The organism is Inquilinus sp. CAU 1745, assembly GCF_039839375.1.
Classification (GTDB): Bacteria; Pseudomonadota; Alphaproteobacteria; order DSM-16000; family Inquilinaceae; genus JBDOQU01.
Genome location: NZ_JBDOQU010000010.1, coordinates 111,328 through 129,858, shown reverse-complemented (window position 1 = coordinate 129,858; position 18,531 = coordinate 111,328). Strand labels below are relative to the sequence as shown.

Below are 18,531 nucleotides of genomic sequence, written 5' to 3'. Positions count from 1 at the left end.
CCCGCGCCTACTTCCGGGGCCGCATGGTCGGGAACAGGATGACGTCGCGGATCGACGGGCTGTCGGTCAGCAGCATCGTCAGCCGGTCGATGCCGACGCCGAGGCCGCCGGTCGGCGGCAGGCCGTATTCCAGTGCGTGGATATAGTCCATATCCATCATCTGGGCCTCGTCGTCGCCGGCCTCCCGCGCACGGGCCTGCGCCTCGAACCGTTCGAACTGGTCCTGCGGGTCGGTCAGCTCCGAGAAGGCGTTGACCAGTTCCCAGCCGTTCACATAGGTCTCGAACCGCTCCGTCAGGCGCGGTTCGCCGCGCTTGACCTTCGCCAGCGGGGAGATGTCGCGCGGCATGTCGGTGACATGAGTCGGCTGGATCAGCGTGTGCTCCACCTTCTCGCCGAACACCAGCTCCACCACCTGGCCCCAATTCTCCTTGCCCGAGATCGGGACCTGGAGCTTCCGCGCCGCCCCCCGCGCGCCCTCGGCGTCCGCGATGGCCAGGAAATCGACGCCCGTCGCCTCCTCGACCAGCGTCGTCATCGGCTTGCGGACGAAGGGCGCGCCGAAATCGATGGCCTGCCCGCCATATTCGACCGCCGTGCCGCCGGTCGCGGCGACGGCGGCGCGGGCGAACATCCGCTCGATCAAATCCATTACGTCGGCATAGTCGGCATAGGCCCAATAGGCCTCCAGCATGGTGAATTCCGGATTGTGCCGGGTGGAGATGCCTTCGTTCCGGAAGTTGCGGTTGATCTCGAACACCTTGTCGGAGAGGCCGCCCACGATCAGCCGCTTCAGATAGAGCTCCGGCGCGATGCGGAGGTAGAGGTCCATGTCCAGCGTGTTGTGATGAGTCACGAACGGCCGGGCCGACGCGCCGCCCAGGATCGGGTGCAGCATCGGCGTCTCGACCTCCAGGAATCCCTCCTCCTGCATGAAGGAGCGCAAGGCCGAGACGATCAGGCTGCGGCGGCGCAGCGTCGTCCGCGCCTCCTCGTTCATGATCAGGTCGACATAGCGCTGGCGGTAGCGCTGCTCCACGTCGGTCAGCCCGTGATACTTCTCCGGCAGCGTCTCCAGCGCCTTGGCCAGCATGGTGATCTGGAGCGCGTTGATCGTCAGTTCCCCGCGCTTGGTCCGCCGCACCACCCCTTCGACGCCGATCATGTCGCCCAAGTCCAGGAGCTTAAGCCGCGCCTGCTCCTCCTCCGACTGAAAATCCTTATGGCTGAACACCTGGATCTTGCCGGCCGTGTCATGCAGGTCGATGAACATGCCGCTGTTGCGGATCGCCCTGATGCGGCCGGCGACGCGCACCCGGTCCTCTGTCATCGTGTCGGCCGGCAGGTCGGCGTATTTCGCGTGCAGTGCGGCCGCGTCCGTTGTCCGCTCGAACCGGTAGGGGTAGGGGTCGATCCCCGCCTCGCGCAGGGCCTTCAGCTTCTCCAGCCGCGGCGCCCGGAGCGGGTTGGAAACGTCATGCGGGGCGCGCGGTGCGGTGATGTCGGCGCGATCGTCGGAGGCGCTATCGGTCATTCTGGGGGAAATTCTTCTGCTGGAGGGGGCCGGAAAGCGGCGCACTATAGGCGGGCCTCCCGGCCTTTTGAAGTCCGGGCTGACCGGAGGGGCGGCGCGCCGCTATAGTGCCGCCCATGTCGCCCCCGGATTCACCTCACGCGCCCTCCCAGCCAGCGCCGCATCAGCAGCGCCCCGCCCCGGCCGTCGCCCTGCCCCACGCCGACACGCTGGTCGTCGGTGCGCGCGGCGGCGTGCGGCTGACCGCCGACGGTGAGTTGCTGGAGGTGGCGGCGGACGCCCTGCCCGCGCTCCTGGACGGACCGCCGCTGATCCTCGCCCATGCCCGGTCGGTCGCGCGCAAGGCCGGAAGGGATTCCGTCCGCGCCTTCGACGTGCTGGAGCTGTTCGCCTTCGTCCATCCCGCCCGCTTCTGCCGACCGACGCCGCGCGGGCTGGCGGAGGCGCTGGGGCTGGGCGACCCGCACGGGCTGGAGGACCAGGCCGTCGCGCTGCGCCGCGCCGCCGAACGGCTGCTGCGCGACCTGACCGCGCCGGGGCGGGAGGAAGCCTCCGACCCCGCCGGCATCGCCGCCGCCATGGGGCGCGGCGGCTGGCTGTGGGCGCCCGCCGTCGCGGCTGCCCTCGGCGATGCGGAAGGCCCAACCGACCGCCGCCGGCGATCGGCCCTACAGGTCTGGCATCGGCTGCCGGAATGGGAGAGCGAGGCGCCGCCCCCGCCACCGACCCAGCACGCCATCGATCCCGCCGAGGCCCGCAACCGGCTGGCGGAGATGCTGGGGACATCCAGCGAGGCGCGGCCCCAGCAGGCGGACTATGCCAGCGCGGTCAGCGCCGCCTTCTCCCCGCGCGCCGCCGAGGATTCGCCCCATCTGGTGCTGGCGGAGGCCGGCACTGGGGTCGGCAAGACGCTGGGCTACCTCTCCCCGGCGAGCCTGTGGGCGGAACGCAACGGCGCTCCGGTCTGGATCTCCACCTACACAAGGAACCTCCAGCACCAGATCGACGACGAGTTGGACCGGCTGCATCCGCTGCCGGAGCGGAAGGCGCGGCGTGTCGTCGTCCGTAAGGGGCGGGAGAACTATCTGTGCCTGCTGAATCAGGAAGAGGCGACCCGCTCATTGGAGGCGCAGCCGGCCCACTCGACGGCGCTTGGCCTCATGGCCCGCTGGACCGCTGCGACCCGCGACGGCGACATGACCGGCGGCGATTTTCCGGGCTGGCTGCCGGACCTGATCGGGCGCGGCCGCAGCCTGGGCCTCGCCGACCGGCGGGGCGAATGCGTCTATTCCGCCTGCGCCCATTACAGCCGCTGCTTCGTGGAGCGGAGCGTGCGCCGGGCGCGGAAGGCCGACCTCGTCATCGCCAACCACGCGCTGGTGATGGTCCAGGCGGCGCTGGGCGGGCTCGACGACGCGAACCTGCCCGGCCGCTATGTCTTCGATGAGGGGCACCATCTGTTCGACGCCGCCGACGGCGCGTTCGCCGGCCATCTGACGGGGTTCGAGACGGCGGAGATGCGGCGCTGGCTGATCGGCGCGGAATCCGGCCGCGCCAGCCGGGCGCGCGGGCTGAAGCGGCGGATCGAGGATCTGGTGGCGTCCGATGAGAAGGCAACGGAAGCGCTGGACGCAATCAACCGCGCCGCCCGCCAGCTTACCGGCGACGGCTGGGCCGCCCGCATCGCCGAGGGCGCGACCCAGGGCGCGACCGAAGCCTTCCTCGCCCTCGTTCGCGCCCAGACCTACGCCCGCGCCGCCGGCCGGGACGGCCCCTATGGGTTGGAGACCGACGCGACCGACCCGATAGAGGGCATGAGGGAGGCCGCGATGGCGCTGGAGGCGGCGTTGGCCCGGCTGCAGGCCCCGCTGACCGACCTCGCCCGCGCGCTCCGCGAGCGGCTGGACGACGAGGCGGCGGAGCTTGATCCCAACACCCGCCAGAGGCTGGACGCCGCCGCCCGATCGCTGGAGCGCCGGGCGCGCACCCAGATCGCCGGCTGGCGGGCCATGCTGAAGGGGCTGGGGCAGGAAACGCCGCCCGACTATGTCGACTGGCTGGGCGTGGAGCGTGAGCAGGGGCGCGATGTCGATATCGGCTATTACCGCCACTGGGTAGATCCGATGATCCCGTTCGCCGAGGCGGTCGCCAAGCCTGCCCACGGCATGGTCGTCACCTCGGCCACACTGACCGACGGGACCGGCGAGGTCGAGGAGGATTGGCGCGCGGCGGAGGCGCGGTCCGGCGCGCTGCATTTGCCGATGCCGGCGACCAGGGCGCGGGTGCCCTCGCCCTTCGATTATGCCGCACGGACCCGGGTTCTCATAGTCCGCGACGTGCGCAAGGACGATCTGGACCAGGTGGCCGCCGCCTATCGAGAGTTGTTCCTGGCGGCGGGCGGCGGCGGGCTGGGCCTGTTCACCGCGATCAGCCGGCTGCGCGCCGTCCATTCCCGCATCGCCGATCCGCTGGAGAGCGCGGGCGTGCCGCTGCTGGCCCAGCATCTGGACGGCATGGATGTGGCGACGCTGGTCGACATCTTCAGGGGAGAGGAAGAATCCTGCCTGCTGGGCACCGACGCGGTGCGCGACGGCGTCGACGTGCCGGGACGGTCGCTGCGGCTGATCGTCTTCGACCGCGTGCCCTGGCCGCGCCCGACCATCCTGCATCGCGCCCGCCGCAACGCCTTCGGCCGCGCCCGTTATGACGACATGATCACCCGACTGCGCCTCAAGCAGGCGTTCGGCCGGCTGGTTCGCCGCGCCGACGATACGGGCGTTTTCGTCCTGCTGGACCCGATGATGCCGACGCGTCTCTGCGGCGCGTTTCCCGAAGGGGTGGAGGTCCAGCGGATCGGCCTTGCCGAAGCCGTCTCGATCACGCGGGATTTCCTGTCGCCCCCTACCGCTCCATGAGGTCGCGCCCGATGAGGTCTCGATAGAGCGCCTCATACTCCCGCGCAGCCTTCGCCCAGCCGAAATCGGCTTCCATGGCGGCGCGTTGCATCGACTGCCAGACATCATGGTCGCGATGGAGCGCGCAGGCCCAGGCGATGGTGCCGGCAAGACCCTCCACCGTGGCCTCGCGGAAGACGAAGCCGGTGGCCGTCCCGGCGGCGACGTTCTCCGGCTCCGCGTTCACGATCGTGTCGGCCAGCCCGCCGACCCCGCGCACCAGCGGCAAGCTGCCATAGCGCAGCGCGTAAAGTTGGGTCAGTCCGCAGGGCTCGGCGCGGCTGGGGACCATGATGATGTCCGACCCGCCCTCGATCCGGTGGGCCAGGATCTCGTCATAGCCGATCCGCACCGCGACCTTGCCGGGATAGGCGCGGGCGGCCTCCGCGAACCCCGTCTCCAGCTCCGCGTCGCCGCTGCCGAGAAGGGCAAGTTGCGCGCCCTGCCCGACCAGCCCCGGCAACGCGTCCAGCAGCAGGTCCAGCCCCTTGTGCCAGGTCAGCCGGCTGATGACGCCGAACAGCGGCGCGTCCTGGTCCACCCGCAGGCCCATGCGGCGCTGGAGATCGGCCTTGGCAGCCGCCTTGCCCGACATGTGGTCGATGCCGAAGGGTTCGGGCAGCGCCGGATCGGCTCCCGGATTCCAGACATCGAGATCGATGCCGTTGACGATGCCGACAAGGTCGCCCGCCCGGCCGCGCAGCAGCCCGTCCAGCCCGCATCCCTGCTCCGGCGTCTGGATTTCCTTCGCATAGGTGCGGCTGACCGTGGTGATGCGGTCTGCGTACCAGAGGCCGGCCTTCAGGAAGCCGACGCCGCCATAGAACTCGACTCCCTCCACCGACCATGCCGAAGAAGGCAGGCCCAGGGCGGCGAAACTCTCCGGCGGGAAACGCCCCTGATAGGCCAGATTGTGAATGGTCAACACGGTCCGGGGCCGACGCTCGTCTTCCCCATGGGTCAGATAGGCCGGCGCAAGGCCGGCCTGCCAGTCATGGGCATGAACGATGTCCGGACGCCAATCTCGATCGCCGCCGCCGCCGATCCGCGCCGCCGCCCAGCCGAGCGCGGCGAAGCGCAGATGATTATCCGGCCAGTCCTTCCCGTCCGGCCTCAGATAAGGATTGCCCGGCCGGTCGAAATGCCCTGGCGCATCCAGCACGTAGGCGGGAACGGGCACGCCGTCGAGCCTGCTGCGCAGCAGCCGCGCCCTGCCGCCGCCGAACAGGTTGGCGTCGGCAAAGATAGTTTCGGCTTCTCCCAGCGCCGCCATCACGGGCGGATATCCCGGCAGGATCACGCGCGCATCGATGCCGTTCCCGGCCAGCGCCGCCGGCAGGGCCGCCGCCACATCGGCCAACCCGCCCGTCTTGACCAACGGATAGAGTTCCGACGCCGCATGGAGAACCCGCATCCGGCGCTCAGTCCAGCGCTTCGAGCATATCGCGGGTGATCAGCACGACGCCGTCCGGAGACCGGTGGAACCGCCGCGCATCCTCCTCCGGGTCCTCGCCGACGACCATGCCTTCGGGAATCTGGCAGCCGCTGTCGACGATGACGCGGCTCAGCCTGGCATGGCGGCCGATGTCGCTGCGCGGCAGCACCACCGCCCCGTCCAGCCGGGCGTAGGAATTGACCCTGACCTGGCTGAACAGCAGCGATTGGGAGACGATTCCGCCGGAAACGACGCAGCCGCCCGAGACGATGCTGTCAAGCGCCGCGCCCCTCCGATCGCCCTCGTCCCAGACGAATTTCGCGGGCGGAAGCTGAGCCTGGTAGGTGTAGACGGGCCACATCTCGTCATAGAGGTCCAGCGCCGGCGTCACCGTCGTCAGGTCGATATTGGCTTCCCAATAGCTGTCGATGGTGCCGGCGTCGCGCCAGTAGGGCTCCGTCTGTCCCTCGCCGACGATCCCGCTCTGGGTCAGGCTGTGGGCCAGCACCTTGTGGCCGTTGGCGACCAGGTAGGGAATGATGTCCTTGCCGAAATCGTGGCTCGATTCGCCGCTGGCGGCGTCCTGTGCGAGCAGTTCGTAGAGGAATTTGGCGTTGAAGATGTAGATGCCCATGCTGGCCAGCGCGACATCGGGCTTGCCCGGCATCCCCGGCGGATCGGCCGGTTTCTCCAGGAAGCCCGTCACCCGCCGCGCCTCGCCCATCGCCATGACGCCGAAACCCGTCGCTTCCATGCGCGGAACCTCGACGCAGCCGACCGTCACCTCCGCGCCGCTGGTGACGTGGTCCTCCAGCATCGCGCCGTAATCCATCTTGTAGACATGGTCGCCGGCCAGGACGATGACATGGTCCGGGTCCTCCGCCCTGAAGATGTCGACATTCTGCCGGACAGCGTCGGCCGTGCCGCGATACCACATCGTCTCGTCGATCCGCTGCTGGGCCGGCAGCAGATCCACGAACTCGTTCATCTCCGCCCGGAAATGGCTCCAGCCGCGCTGGAGATGGCGCAGCAGGCTGTGGGACTTGTACTGGGTCAGGACGTAGATGCGGCGGAAGCCGGAATTGATGCAGTTCGACAGCGCGAAATCGATGATCCGGAACTTGCCGCCGAAATGGACCGCCGGCTTCGCCCGCCGGTCGGTCAACTGGTGCAGGCGGCTTCCCCGCCCGCCGGCGAGGACGAGCGCGATCGCCCGTCGCGGAAGCTGACGCACCACCGGTTCCTCGCGCATGCCCTTCCTCCCCTGGTCGTTCATTGCGGCGCCGACTCGGGACCTTTCATGAACTATAGCAGCCGGCGCCGCCTGCGAAATGAACGCTTGGGTGGCCTCAGATGTTCGGGAAGGCGGGCGCGTAGATCGCCAGCAGGACCGAAAGCGTCACGACAGAGATGATGGTGGAGACGAGGATCACGGCGGAGGTCCGCTCGACATAGACCTCATACTGCTGGGCGACGACGAAGGTCAGCGCGCCGGTCGGCAGCGCCGCCAGCAGGATGGCGCTCGCCGCCCAGAACGGCTCCATCGGGAAGAAGGCGACGATCAGCGCCCAGCAGATCAGCGGCTGCCAGATCAGCTTCAGGAAGCTGATCCAGGTCACCTCCGCCAGATCCGCCGCCAGCGGCCGGCTGGCGAGGAAGAGGCCGATGGCGAACAGCGCGCACGGGCTGGCCGACGCGCCCAGAAGCTGGAACAACGTGACGAACGGCGTCGGGATCGGCCATCCCGCCTCCGACCAGGCGATTCCAGCTATCGAGGACACGACCAGCGGGTTCTTCGCCAGCGCGAGAACGACATCCTTCAGCGCATGGCCCAGCCCCTGCCGCTCCGATCCGCTCAGCTCCAGGCAGACGACCGCGATCCCGACCGACACCGCGCTCATGATCACCGTTGCCAGGGTCGCGGGCGGCAGCCCCGCCTCCCCGAAGGCGGCGACGAAGAGCGGGATGCCCATATAGCCGGTGTTGGAGAAGCTGGCGTTCATGCCCTGCATGGTCAGGATCGCCGGGCGGGCGCGGTGGACGATCGCACCCAGCAGCGCGGCCAGCGCCCAGACGGCCAGGATGCTGCCCAGGAAGGCGCCGATGAACGGCCAGTGCAGGATCTCGTCCAGCGACGCCGCCGCCATCGCGAGGAACAGGAGCGGCGGCAGCGCGATCCAGTAGACGAACTTGTTCAGCGCCTCCGACGATGCGGGGCCGAGCAGCCTTGCCTTACCGGACAGGTAGCCGACAAGGATGATGGCGAAGACGGGCAGGACGACATTGACGATGGCGGACATGATCGGCGTCCTATGCCACCGGCCCGCCCGCCTGTCGAGCGGCCTTGCCCGCCGGACTGCCTTGATTTCGACGCCCGGCGGTCGCCAAATGGCGGCGTCGAAGCTCCCGAAGCCCAAAAGGACCAGACATGACCGACCCCTGCGGCGCCCTGATCTATACCATGGTGCTTGTCTCCGCCTCGGATGGCGCGATGACCGACAACGAGATCAACACATTGGGGGAGATGATCGGCTTCCTCCCCGTCTTCCGCGACTTCGACAGGTCCAGACTGCCGACGCTGACCGAGGAGACGATCTCCCTCCTGGAGGAGGAGGAAGGACTCGACCGCGCGCTCGACATCATCGACCGGGCGTTGCCGGACCATCTGCGGGAAACCGCCTACGCCATCGCCTGCGACGTGGTGGCGTCCGACGCGACCGCCAGCCAGGAGGAGCTTCGGCTGCTGGAGATGATCCGCCACTCCCTGGATATCGATCGGCTTTCCGCCGCGGCGATCGAGCGCGGGGCTCGCGCCCGCCACATGACGCTGGAATAGGACGGCCCGCCATGTCGCTCGCAGAATCCGCCGTCGGAATGGTCGGCCTCGGCCTCATGGGCCGGCCGATGGCCCTCAACCTCCACCGCGCCGGCGCCCGCGTCACGGTCGCGAACCGCAGCCGGCCTTCGGTGGACCTGCTGGCAGCCGAAGGGCTGACGCCCGCCGCCAGCCCGCGCGAGGTTGCGGAGGAGTCAGATACGATCATCCTGATGGTCAGCGACACGCCGGCCGTGGAGACCGTGCTGGACGGCCCGGACGGGGTGATCGCCGGGCTGCGCCCCGGCGCGCTGGTCATCGACATGGGCACGACGGAGGTGCCGGCGACCCGCGCCTTCGCCGCCCGGATCGCCGAAGCCGGCGGCGGCTATGTCGACGCCCCCGTCTCGGGTGGGGAGATCGGGGCGCGCGACGCCGCGCTGACCATCATGGCCGGCGGTTCGGAAGAGGATTTCGCCCGCGCCCTACCGGTGCTGAACGCGCTGGGGAAACGCGTCACCCATGTCGGTCGGGTCGGGGCCGGCCAGATCGCCAAGGCGGCCAACCAGGTGATCGTTGGCCTGACCATCGGCGCGGTCGCCGAGGCGCTGAGCCTCGCCAAACGGGCCGGGGCCGACCCCGCCCGCGTGCGGGAGGCGCTGGATGGCGGCTTTGCCTGGAGCCGGATCATGGAGGTCCACGGCCAGCGCATGATCGACGGGCAGTTCCAGCCCGGCGGCAAGGTCCGCACCCAATTGAAGGACCTGGTCCAGGCGGAGAAGCTCGCCGCCTCCCTCGGCCTTGATCTCCCCGCCCTCACCCTCAACCGCCAGCTCTTCGAACGCCTCGCCGAATCCGGCGACGCCGAACTGGACCACTCGGCGTTGATACGGCTGTTCCAGGCGGCCGAACCAACACCCCTCACCCAACCCTCTCCCACAAGGGGAGAGGGCTAACAACTTTCCCCTCGCCCCTTGTGGGAGAGGGAGGGGCCCGGCGAAAGCCGGGAGGGTGAGGGGTTACCCCTCCTTCTCCGCCACCAGCAGGTAGCTGAGCGGCAGTTGCGCCGCGCGGTGGGCCAGCCATATTTTTTCGGAGATGTCGTGGGCGAATTCCTCCAGGCGGCGGAGGCGCAGGTCCTGGTCGAGGACGCCCGTCACGACAGCGCCCAGCGTGTGGGGGAACCAGTAGTGCGGCGGGGCGTCATAGGGTTGGCCGCTCCAGTAATCCAGGCCTGTTTTGTCCTCGAACGGCTCCGTCCGGAAATAGCTGTGCCTTAGCGGAGCGGGCACGGAGCGGTCTTCCTTGTCCGTCTCCTCGTCGCCGACCATGTTCAGGATCGGGTGTTCCTCATAGATCACCAGATGCCCGCCCGGCCGCAGCAGCCGCGCCGGCGTCTCCAGGAAGCGCCGGAGGTCCGGCATCCAGCCGAACACGCCGATGGTGATGAGGGCGATGTCGAAGACGCCGTCGAATTCGCGCGGGATGTCGTGGACATCGGTTTCCACGAAACGAGCGTCGATCCCCGCCGCCCGCGCGAGTTCCCGCCCCTGGGCCAGAAACCCCGCCGACTGGTCGAACCCGACGCATCGCGCCGCGCCCATATTCCCGACCGACAGGAGCTCACGGCCGTTGTTGCAGCAGATCTGCGCCACGCTTTTCCCCCGGACTCCCAGATCGGCGAGCGCGCCCGTCAGCGTCGCGTCCAGGCAGGAATAGCCGGGAGCGGCGAAGCTCTCCAGCAGCCGCGCATATTGCGGATGCCGGCGATGGTGAGGCTCGGCCTCGTTCCACGCCATACGGTTGGCGTCGATATAGCGGTCCGAATCATCCATGATGTCGGTCACAGGAAATCCTCCAGCGCGGCATACGTTTCCTCGGGCTTCTCCTCCGCCAGGAAGTGCCCGCAATCGATGGCGTGCCCGCGCAGGTCGTCGGCCTTGTCCCGCCATGTCGACAGCACGTCGTACTGCCGGCCCATCAGCCCCTTCTCGCCCCACAAGACCAATGTCGGGCAGGCGATGCGGCTGTCGCCATCCGCCCGGTCATGCTCCAGATCGATGCTGGCGGCCGCGCGGTAATCCTCGCAGGAGGCGCGGATCGTCTCGGGGTTGGAGAAGCAGCGGAGATATTCCGCCATCGCCTGTTCGGTGAAGGCGCCGCCGTCCGCCGACCAGTGCGACAGCTTGTGGCGGAGGTAGAATTCCGGGTCCTGGCCGATCAGCCTTTCCGGCAGCCCGCCCGACTGGATCAGGAAGAACCAGTGGTAGTAGCCCGTCGCGACCGGCTGATTCACTGTGTCGAACAGGGTCAGGGTCGGCACGATGTCCAGCAGCGCCAGCTTCTCCACCGCTTCCGGATGGTCTAGCGCCATCCGGTGGGCGACCCGCGCGCCCCGGTCATGGCCGACGACCCGGAACCGTTCGAATCCCAGCGCCTCCATCACCTGGACCTGGTCCTCGGCCATCGCGCGCTTGGAATAGCCGGCATGGTCGGGGCCGCCGGGCGGCTTGGCGCTGTCGCCATAGCCGCGCAGGTCCGGCATGACGACGGTGAACCGTTCCGCCAGCGCCGGGGCGATCTTGAACCACATCACATGGGTCTGCGGATAGCCGTGCAGCATCAGCAACGGCGGCCCCTCGCCCGCGACCACCACATGGATGGGGCCGGCATCCGTCTCTATGAATTCCCGGCGCAGCTCGTCAGTCATGAATCTCTCCCCGATTCCAGGCCGCCGAGTGTGCCGGAGGTTGCGCGGACAGGGCAATCTCCCTAAACGGAAACTCCCTCCCCAGCTTCTCCCCTCAAACCGGGACATCGACCTTGAGCGACAATCCGATCATCAAGCCCCAGCCGATCAGCGGCTTCCCGGAATGGCTGCCGGAGGAGAAGCTGGTCGAGGAGCGGCTGCTGCGGATCATCCGCGAAGAGTTCGAGCGCTACGGCTTCACGCCGATCGAGACGCCGGCCGTGGAGCGCAAGGAGGTCCTGTCCGCCAAGGGCGTGGTGGAGAAGGAGATCTACGCGCTTTCCCGCCTCGCCGCCGGAGAGGGCGAGGACCCCTCGACCGAGATGGCGCTGCATTTCGACCTGACGGTGCCGCTGGCCCGCTATGTCGCGCAGCATTTCGGCAAGCTGACCTTCCCCTTCCGGCGCTACCAGATCCAGAAGGTCTGGCGCGGGGAACGGCCCCAGGCCGGTCGCTTCCGCGAATTCCACCAGTGCGACATCGATATCGTCGGCAACAACTCTCTAAGCGCGCTGAACGACGCGGAGATCCCGTGCGTCATCCACGCCATCTTCAGCCGGATCGGCATCGGCCGGTTCGTCATCCGGATCAACAACCGGAAGGTCCTGCAGGGCCTGCTAGAGCATTATGGTGTCGCGGCGGCGCGCTATGCGGACGGGCTGCGCGCCGTCGACAGTCTTGAGAAGATCGGGCGCGACGCCGTCGCCCGCGAACTGGCGGCCCAGGCCGGCATGGAGCCCGGCAAGGCCGGCGCGCTGCTGGATGCGCTGACGGGAGAGGCCGACCTGGAGGCGCTGAAACCGATCGCGGGAGACAGCGGCTTGCTGGCGGACGGGCTGGCGGACTTGGAAGAAGTCTCCGCCGGGCTTAAGGCGCTGGGCGTGTCGCAGGACTGCTGGCGGATCGATCTCACCATCGCCCGCGGGCTCGATTACTATACCGGCACGGTCTATGAGACGCAGCTTGTCGACCATCCGGAGGTCGGGTCGATCTGCTCCGGCGGCCGCTATGACGATCTGGCGTCGAACTACACCCGCCAGAAGCTGCCCGGCGTCGGCATCTCCATCGGGCTGACCCGGTTGCTGTCGCGGCTGTTCGATGCGGGGCTGCTGAAACCCGCCGGCCAGACGCCGGCCGCCGCGCTGGTCACGGTGATGGATCGCGCGCATCTGGACCGCTACCTCGCCATCGCCTCCACACTGCGGGCGGCCGGGCTGAACATCGAGGTCTATACCGAGCGGAAGAAGCTGGGCGACCAGTTGAAATACGCCGACAAGAAGGGCTTCCCCGCGGCGATCATCATCGGGGACGACGAGTTCTCCGAAGGCGTGGCGCTGGTCAAGAATCTGCGCGCCGGCACCCAGGACCGCGTGCGGCAGGCGGACCTGCCCACGACCCTGAAGGCGCTGATCGCTTCCGAGGAAGGCTGAGGGATCAGTTCGCTTCCTGCGCCTGCCACAGCCGGCGCAGCGCCTGAACCAGGTCGGCCTGTCCGCCACCGCCCAGCGTGCCGAAGAAAGCGGAATCGGTTTCCAGCACGGCCGGCATGGCCTTGTTCAGCACGTCGGCCCCGGCGTCGGTGACGCCCAGCGCCTTGGCCCGCCCGTCCTTCGCGTTCGCCGATCGCCGGACCAGCCCCGCGCCCTCCAGCGCACGGACCACCTGGCTGGTCATCATGGCGTCGGTCCGGCAGAACTGCGCCAGGCGCGATTGGCTGACGGACCCCTCCCGCCCCTCCAGCCAAGCCAGCCCGGCCAGCAGGACGAACTGCACATGGGTCAGCCCGACCCCTTCCAGCCGCGCCCTCAGCCGCCGCTGCCAGAGGTTGGTCACTTGCCAGAGAAGGAAGCCCGGACTGTTTTCGGGACGGAGGGTGGCCGTGAGGGTCGGCCAGTCGATCTCTTTGCGACGATCCAATTCCACGCTCTCGTCTGGTGAGACTTCACATCGCTGACGACATGCCCGCCGTGGGAGGCAGGAGACTCAACCATACTTAAGCGCGCTTATGTAGCGCAAGAAAATATCAGCCCTTCCTTGATTTCCGAAAATGTCAGTTGATCGCCGCCGGCAGCGGCAGCGTCCGGTCCTCCTCCCGGCCCTCGCCGTCGATCTCCAGCCTGTCGGCATGGACATCCACGACCGCGTAGGCATTCTCCGTCGCCGTCTCGACCATGCCCTGGAAGGTGACGTAGTGGACGCCGTCCAGCTCGCCATAGCCGCCGGCATGGTTGTGGCCGTTGAGATAGGCCGCGACATTGTCGAACCGGCCCAGGAGTTCGGTCACCGCCTCGGCGTTCCAGAGATTGTGCTGGTCTTCCGGATAGAGCGGATAGTGCCCCAGCACGATCACCCGCTCCCCGGCGGCGCGGCTGGCTTCCAGCCGATCTTCCAGCCAGCGGAGCTGCTCCTCTCCCAGCCCGCCGTTCCAGCGCTTGGCGTTGACGGCGCCCTGCGCCGTCAGCGCGTCCAGCATCGCGACCGACGCCGCGTGACGCTCGGTTCTCTCCGGATTGGCGAACAGGCTGAGGTCGTTGCCGTCCAGCACGATGAACCGCCAGCTCTCATGCTCGAAATCGTAATAGCGCGCCTCCAGCCCCAGCCGGTCGGGGACGGAGGCCAGATAGTCCGCCGCCACGTCGAAATCATGGTTGCCCAGCGCGAAATAGGCCGGATGCTCCAGCCGGCCATAGATCGGCAGCAGATGATCGAAGCTCTCGAAATGACGGTCGATGACGTCGCCGACGGTGATGACGAACTCCAGATCGCGCCCGTTGAAATCCTCCACTGCTTCGGAAAGCTTCCACAGGCTGTTGCCATAGTAGCGGGTGCCCTTCGGCGGCACGGGCGCGTATTGCGGGTCCGCGACCAGCCCGAAGCGGAAAAGCGGCTCCTCCTGGGCGGCCGCGCCCGCGACGTTCAGGAGAAGGGCCGCCGCAGCGAGGACGGGAATTGGGAATCGGCACATGACGGTCATCCGGCTGGCTGGTTGGAGGGATTGTTCCAGCCTACGCCGGGGCCGCTACAGCCCGGTGACGACGGGATGACGTTTCGCCGATTCCGCCCGTCCTGCCCTCGTCAGGCATCGCGGTGATGAGGCTCGATCTCCTCCGCCGCCACGCCTTCCGGATGCTGAGCGGTCGGCGTCGGCTCGTCCCAATAGTGGCATGCGGCTACGTGCTTCGGCCCGACATCGTAGAGTTCCGGGGCGATCTGGGCGCATTTCTCCCGCGCCTTGGGGCATCGCGTGCGGAAATAGCAGCCCGATGGCGGGTTGAGCGGGCTCGGCAGGTCGCCGGTCAGCACGATCCGCTCCTTGGATCGCTCGGCGTCCGGGTCGGGCAGCGGCACGGCGGAGATCAGCGCCTGGGTGTAGGGATGGCGCGGATGTTCGTAAAGCTCCGCCCTGTGCGCGATCTCCGCCACCTTGCCCAGATAGAGCACCATGATCCGGTGGCTGATATAGCGGACGACCGAGAGGTCGTGGCTGATGAAGATCAGCGACAGGCCGAATTCCCGCTGCAGGCGCATCAGCAGGTTGACGATCTGACTCTGGATCGAGACGTCCAGCGCCGACACCGGCTCGTCGCAGATGATCAGTTTCGGCTTCAGGATCATCGCCCGGGCGATGCCGATGCGCTGCGCCTGTCCGCCGGAGAATTCGTGCGGGTAGCGATTGATCATCTCCGGCACCAGGCCGACATGGGACATGGTTTCCCGGACCCTGTCGCGCACCTGCTGGCGGGAAAGCTTCGGCTCGAAGGTCTGGAGCGGCTCGGCGATGATGTCGCCGACCGTCATGCGGGGATTGAGGGAGGCCAGCGGATCCTGGAAGATGATCTGCATGTCCCGGCGCTTGGCCCGTATGGCGCTGTCGGATAGCCTGGTCAGATCCTCCCCCATCCACACGACCTGGCCCTCGGTCGGCGTGATGAGCTGGAGGATCGCGCGGCCGAGCGTGGACTTGCCGCAGCCGCTTTCCCCCACCACGCCCAGCGTCTCGCCGGGGCGCAGTTCCAGGCTGACGCCGTCCACCGCCTTCAGCTGGTCGCGCTCCTTCGACAGGAAATGGCGCTTGGGCATCGGGAAATGGACCCGCAGGTCGCGGACGGTCAGCAGCGGCGCGGCAGCCGCGCCCGTTTCCGTCCTGCTCGCCCGGTCGGTCGTCTGATCGGTCATAGGCTTTCCAGATGGCAGGCCTTCGCGCGGCCGGGGGCGAACGGCGCCAAGGGCGGTTCCTCGTTCACGCAGCGGTCGAAGGCGTAGGGGCAGCGCGGGCGGAAATTGCAGCCCGACGGCAGGTGCTGAAGGTTCGGCGGCTGGCCCTGGATGGTCGGCAGCTCGCGCCCGATCTCGTCGGTCAGTCGCGGCATGCTCTTCAGCAGTCCCTCGGTATAGGGGTGCTGCGGACGGTAGAAGATATCCTCCACCGCGCCCGTCTCCACGATCTTGCCGGCATACATCACCATCACCCGGTCCGACAGGCCGGCGATGACGCCCAGATCGTGGGTGATCATGATGATCGAGGTGCTGAATTCCCGTTTCAGGTCGCGCATCAGATCCAGGATCTGAGCCTGGACCGTGACGTCCAGCGCCGTCGTCGGCTCGTCGGCGATCAGGAGGTCGGGTTGGCAGAGCAGCGCCATCGCGATCATCACTCGCTGGCGCATGCCGCCGGAGAATTCGTGCGGGTACATCCTGATGCGCCGCTTCGCCTCCGGGATGCGCACCAGGTCCAGCATCTCCACGGATTTCGCCAGGGCCTGCTTCTCGCTCATCCCCTGGTGCTGGACCAGCACCTCCGTCATCTGCTTGGCGATCTTGAGGTAGGGGTTCAGCGAGGTCATCGGGTCCTGGAAGATCATCGACATCTTCGACCCGCGAATGCGGTTCAGCTTCGCCGGAGCGAGCCCCAATATCTCCTGCCCGCGATATTTGACGCTGCCGGTCGCGCGGCCGTTGGTCGCCAGCAGCCCCATGATCGACATGAATATCTGGCTCTTGCCCGAACCGCTTTCGCCGACCACGCCGATCGTCTCGCCCTGGCGGATATCGAAGCTGACGCCGTTGACTGCCCGCACCTCCCCCTCCGGCGTGGAGAAGCGTGTCTCCAGCCGGTCGACGGCCAGCACCGCCTCCTCCGCATCCCTGTCCGGGGCGGAGGAGGCGTTCGTTCTTTCCATTACGGGCTGGGTCACGGTCATCGGTCCTTCGGGTCCAGCGCGTCGCGGATGCCGTCGCCGATGAAGTTGAGGCAGAACAGCGTCGCGGCGAGGAAGGTCGCGGGGAAGAGCAGCATCCAGGGCGCGTTATGGATGTTGTTGGCGCCGTTGCTGATGAGGACGCCCCAGCTTGTCAGCGGCTCCTGAACGCCGAGGCCGAGGAAGCTGAGGAAGCTTTCCAAGAGGATCACCTTCGGCACCGTCAGCGTCATGTAGACGATCACCGGCCCCAGCGTGTTGGGGATGATGTGCCGGCGGATGATGTTGAAGTTTGAGACGCCGCAGGCGTGCGCCGCCTCGATGAACTCCTTCCGCTTCAGCGACAGGGTCTGGCCGCGGACGATGCGCGCCATATCCAGCCATTCCACCGCCCCGATCGCGACGAAGATCAGGATGATGCTGCGGCTGAAGAAGACCAGCAGAAGGATGACGAAGAACATGAAGGGCAGCGAATAGAGCACGTCGACGATGCGCATCATGATGCTGTCGACGCGGCCGCCCATGAAGCCCGCGGTGGCCCCCCAGGTCACGCCGATGATCAGGCTGACGATGGTCGCCACCAGCCCGACCATCAGCGATATCTGACCGCCCTGCATGACGCGGACCATCAGGTCGCGCCCGGTTTCGTCCATGCCGAAATAGTGCCCGGCCGCCCAGTCCGGCGGGGCCTGGATGCGGTCCCAGAAAATCTGGTCGATCTCGAACGGGACGAACCAGGGGCCGGCCACGCAGAAGAGGGCGATCAGGCCCAGCACGATTGCGCTGACGATCGCCGGCTTGTTGCGCTTCAGCCGCCGCCAGGCGTCCGACCACAGGCTGCGACCCTTGATCGTCGTCGGCTCGTCGGCCGGAAGTACGGTTTGCACCGTCATGGGTTTCCTCCTTCCGTCAGTCGTACCGGACCCTGGGGTCCAGCAGGCCGTAGACGAGGTCGACCAGGAGATTGAATCCGATGATCAGCGCGCCGTAGAAGATGACGACGCCCATGACCAGCGTGTAGTCGCGGTTGAGCGCGGCCTGGACGAAATAGCGGCCGATGCCGGGCATGCCGAAGATCTGTTCGATCACCACCGACCCGGTGATGATCGCCGCCGTCGCCGGCCCCAGATAGGAGACGACGGGCAGCAGCGCCCCCTTCAGCGTGTGCCGCACGATCATCACCCGCTCCGGCAGCCCCTTGGCCCGCGCCGTCCGGATGAAGTTAGACCGCAGCACCTCGATCATGCTGGCGCGCGTCATCCGGGCGACATAGGCCACCTGCGGCAGCGTCAGCGCGACGATCGGCAGGATCTTGTATTCCCAGGCCCCGCTGCCCCAGCCACCGGCCGGCAGCCAGCCGAGTTGCACCGCGAACAGCATCACCAGCAGGGGGGCGACGACGAAGTTCGGGATCGTGATGCCGACCATGGCGAGGCTCATCACCCCGAAATCGGCGCTGCTGTTCTGCTTGAGCGCGGCAATGGACCCCAGCGTCGTGCCGATCAGGACGGCCAGCAGGATTGCGGTGCCGCCGAGCTGCATCGACACCGGGAAGCCCTGAGCGATGAGCTGGTTGACCGAGAAGTCGAGATATTTGAACGACGGGCCGAGATCGCCCCGCAGCACGTCCGCCAGATAGTTCAGGTACTGGAGGATCAGCGGGTCGTCCAGATTGTAGGCCGCCCTGAGGTTTTCCTCGATCTGCGGCGGCACCCGCCTTTCGGCGGAGAACGGGCCGCCCGGCGCCAGCCGCACCATGAAGAAGGTGATGGTGATGATGATGAGCAGCGTCGGTATGGCTCCGAGCACTCTGCGTACTGAATAACTGAGCACGGGCCTGGCCCCA

The 18,531-nt window shown here is 67.7% G+C and carries 16 protein-coding genes; 4 read left to right on the top strand and 12 right to left on the bottom strand.

Annotation, left to right across the window (positions count from 1 at the left end):
• Positions 1-7: 7 nt before the first annotated feature.
• A complete protein-coding gene (lysS, locus tag AAFN89_RS13400) occupies positions 8-1,534 on the bottom strand; it encodes a lysine--tRNA ligase (protein WP_347539570.1) in 1,527 nt (508 codons plus the stop codon).
• 116 nt (positions 1,535-1,650) lie between these two features.
• On the opposite strand from lysS, the gene AAFN89_RS13395 reads away from it, so the two are divergent.
• A complete protein-coding gene (locus AAFN89_RS13395) occupies positions 1,651-4,449 on the top strand; it encodes a helicase C-terminal domain-containing protein (RefSeq protein ID WP_347539569.1) in 2,799 nt (932 codons plus the stop codon).
• On the opposite strand, the gene glgA is transcribed toward AAFN89_RS13395, so the two are convergent.
• From glgA to AAFN89_RS13380, 3 genes are all read right to left on the bottom strand, one after another.
• Positions 4,436-5,902 carry a glycogen synthase GlgA gene (glgA, locus tag AAFN89_RS13390; protein ID WP_347539568.1) on the bottom strand — a complete coding sequence of 489 codons (1,467 nt, stop codon included), beginning with the start codon at positions 5,900-5,902 and terminating at the stop codon, positions 4,436-4,438. The two genes, AAFN89_RS13395 and glgA, sit on opposite strands and share 14 nt — an antisense overlap.
• Positions 5,903-5,909: 7 nt before the next feature.
• Positions 5,910-7,175, bottom strand: coding sequence for a glucose-1-phosphate adenylyltransferase (gene glgC / locus AAFN89_RS13385; RefSeq protein WP_347539567.1), 1,266 nt, complete (start codon positions 7,173-7,175; stop codon positions 5,910-5,912).
• A 97-nt stretch (positions 7,176-7,272) separates the two neighbouring features.
• Complete coding sequence (locus AAFN89_RS13380) at positions 7,273-8,223, bottom strand: AEC family transporter (protein WP_347539566.1); 951 nt, start codon at positions 8,221-8,223, stop codon at positions 7,273-7,275.
• A gap of 128 nt (positions 8,224-8,351) precedes the next feature.
• Here AAFN89_RS13380 and AAFN89_RS13375 point away from each other — a divergent pair, with 128 nt between their 5' ends.
• Together AAFN89_RS13375 and AAFN89_RS13370 are read left to right on the top strand one after the other, a co-directional pair.
• Positions 8,352-8,759: a tellurite resistance TerB family protein gene (locus AAFN89_RS13375; RefSeq protein WP_347539565.1), complete on the top strand. Its 408-nt coding sequence runs from the start codon at positions 8,352-8,354 to the stop codon at positions 8,757-8,759.
• An 11-nt stretch (positions 8,760-8,770) separates the two neighbouring features.
• Complete coding sequence (locus AAFN89_RS13370) at positions 8,771-9,694, top strand: NAD(P)-dependent oxidoreductase (RefSeq protein WP_347539564.1); 924 nt, start codon at positions 8,771-8,773, stop codon at positions 9,692-9,694.
• A gap of 63 nt (positions 9,695-9,757) precedes the next feature.
• Here the strand turns inward: AAFN89_RS13370 and AAFN89_RS13365 are convergent, their stop codons facing one another.
• Both AAFN89_RS13365 and AAFN89_RS13360 read right to left on the bottom strand, forming a co-directional pair.
• Positions 9,758-10,585, bottom strand: a complete 828-nt coding sequence (locus AAFN89_RS13365) for a class I SAM-dependent methyltransferase (RefSeq protein WP_347539563.1) — start codon at positions 10,583-10,585, stop codon at positions 9,758-9,760.
• Positions 10,582-11,448: an alpha/beta hydrolase gene (locus AAFN89_RS13360; protein WP_347539562.1), complete on the bottom strand. Its 867-nt coding sequence runs from the start codon at positions 11,446-11,448 to the stop codon at positions 10,582-10,584. Before AAFN89_RS13360 ends, AAFN89_RS13365 begins: the two co-directional genes overlap by 4 nt.
• A 113-nt stretch (positions 11,449-11,561) precedes the next feature.
• On the opposite strand from AAFN89_RS13360, the gene hisS reads away from it, so the two are divergent.
• On the top strand, positions 11,562-12,917 hold the full coding sequence (gene hisS, locus AAFN89_RS13355) for a histidine--tRNA ligase (protein ID WP_347539561.1): 1,356 nt from the start codon (positions 11,562-11,564) through the stop codon (positions 12,915-12,917).
• Between the two features lie 4 nt (positions 12,918-12,921).
• Here the strand turns inward: hisS and AAFN89_RS13350 are convergent, their stop codons facing one another.
• The 6 genes from AAFN89_RS13350 to oppB form a co-directional block, all read right to left on the bottom strand.
• The gene (locus AAFN89_RS13350) at positions 12,922-13,404 is read right to left on the bottom strand and encodes a MarR family transcriptional regulator (protein ID WP_347539560.1); all 483 of its coding nucleotides are present in this window, start codon (positions 13,402-13,404) and stop codon (positions 12,922-12,924) included.
• A gap of 133 nt (positions 13,405-13,537) precedes the next feature.
• Complete coding sequence (locus AAFN89_RS13345; protein WP_347539559.1) at positions 13,538-14,452, bottom strand: metallophosphoesterase; 915 nt, start codon at positions 14,450-14,452, stop codon at positions 13,538-13,540.
• A 110-nt stretch (positions 14,453-14,562) separates the two neighbouring features.
• Positions 14,563-15,663 carry a dipeptide ABC transporter ATP-binding protein gene (locus AAFN89_RS13340; RefSeq protein WP_347539558.1) on the bottom strand — a complete coding sequence of 367 codons (1,101 nt, stop codon included), beginning with the start codon at positions 15,661-15,663 and terminating at the stop codon, positions 14,563-14,565.
• Positions 15,660-16,682, bottom strand: a complete 1,023-nt coding sequence (locus AAFN89_RS13335; RefSeq protein WP_347539557.1) for an oligopeptide/dipeptide ABC transporter ATP-binding protein — start codon at positions 16,680-16,682, stop codon at positions 15,660-15,662. The genes AAFN89_RS13340 and AAFN89_RS13335 overlap by 4 nt, the downstream gene beginning before the upstream one ends.
• 2 nt (positions 16,683-16,684) lie before the next feature.
• A complete protein-coding gene (locus AAFN89_RS13330; protein WP_347539556.1) occupies positions 16,685-17,578 on the bottom strand; it encodes an ABC transporter permease subunit in 894 nt (297 codons plus the stop codon).
• Positions 17,579-17,594: 16 nt separating this feature from the next.
• On the bottom strand, positions 17,595-18,518 hold the full coding sequence (gene oppB, locus AAFN89_RS13325; protein ID WP_347539555.1) for an oligopeptide ABC transporter permease OppB: 924 nt from the start codon (positions 18,516-18,518) through the stop codon (positions 17,595-17,597).
• Between the last annotated feature and the right edge of the window lie 13 nt (positions 18,519-18,531).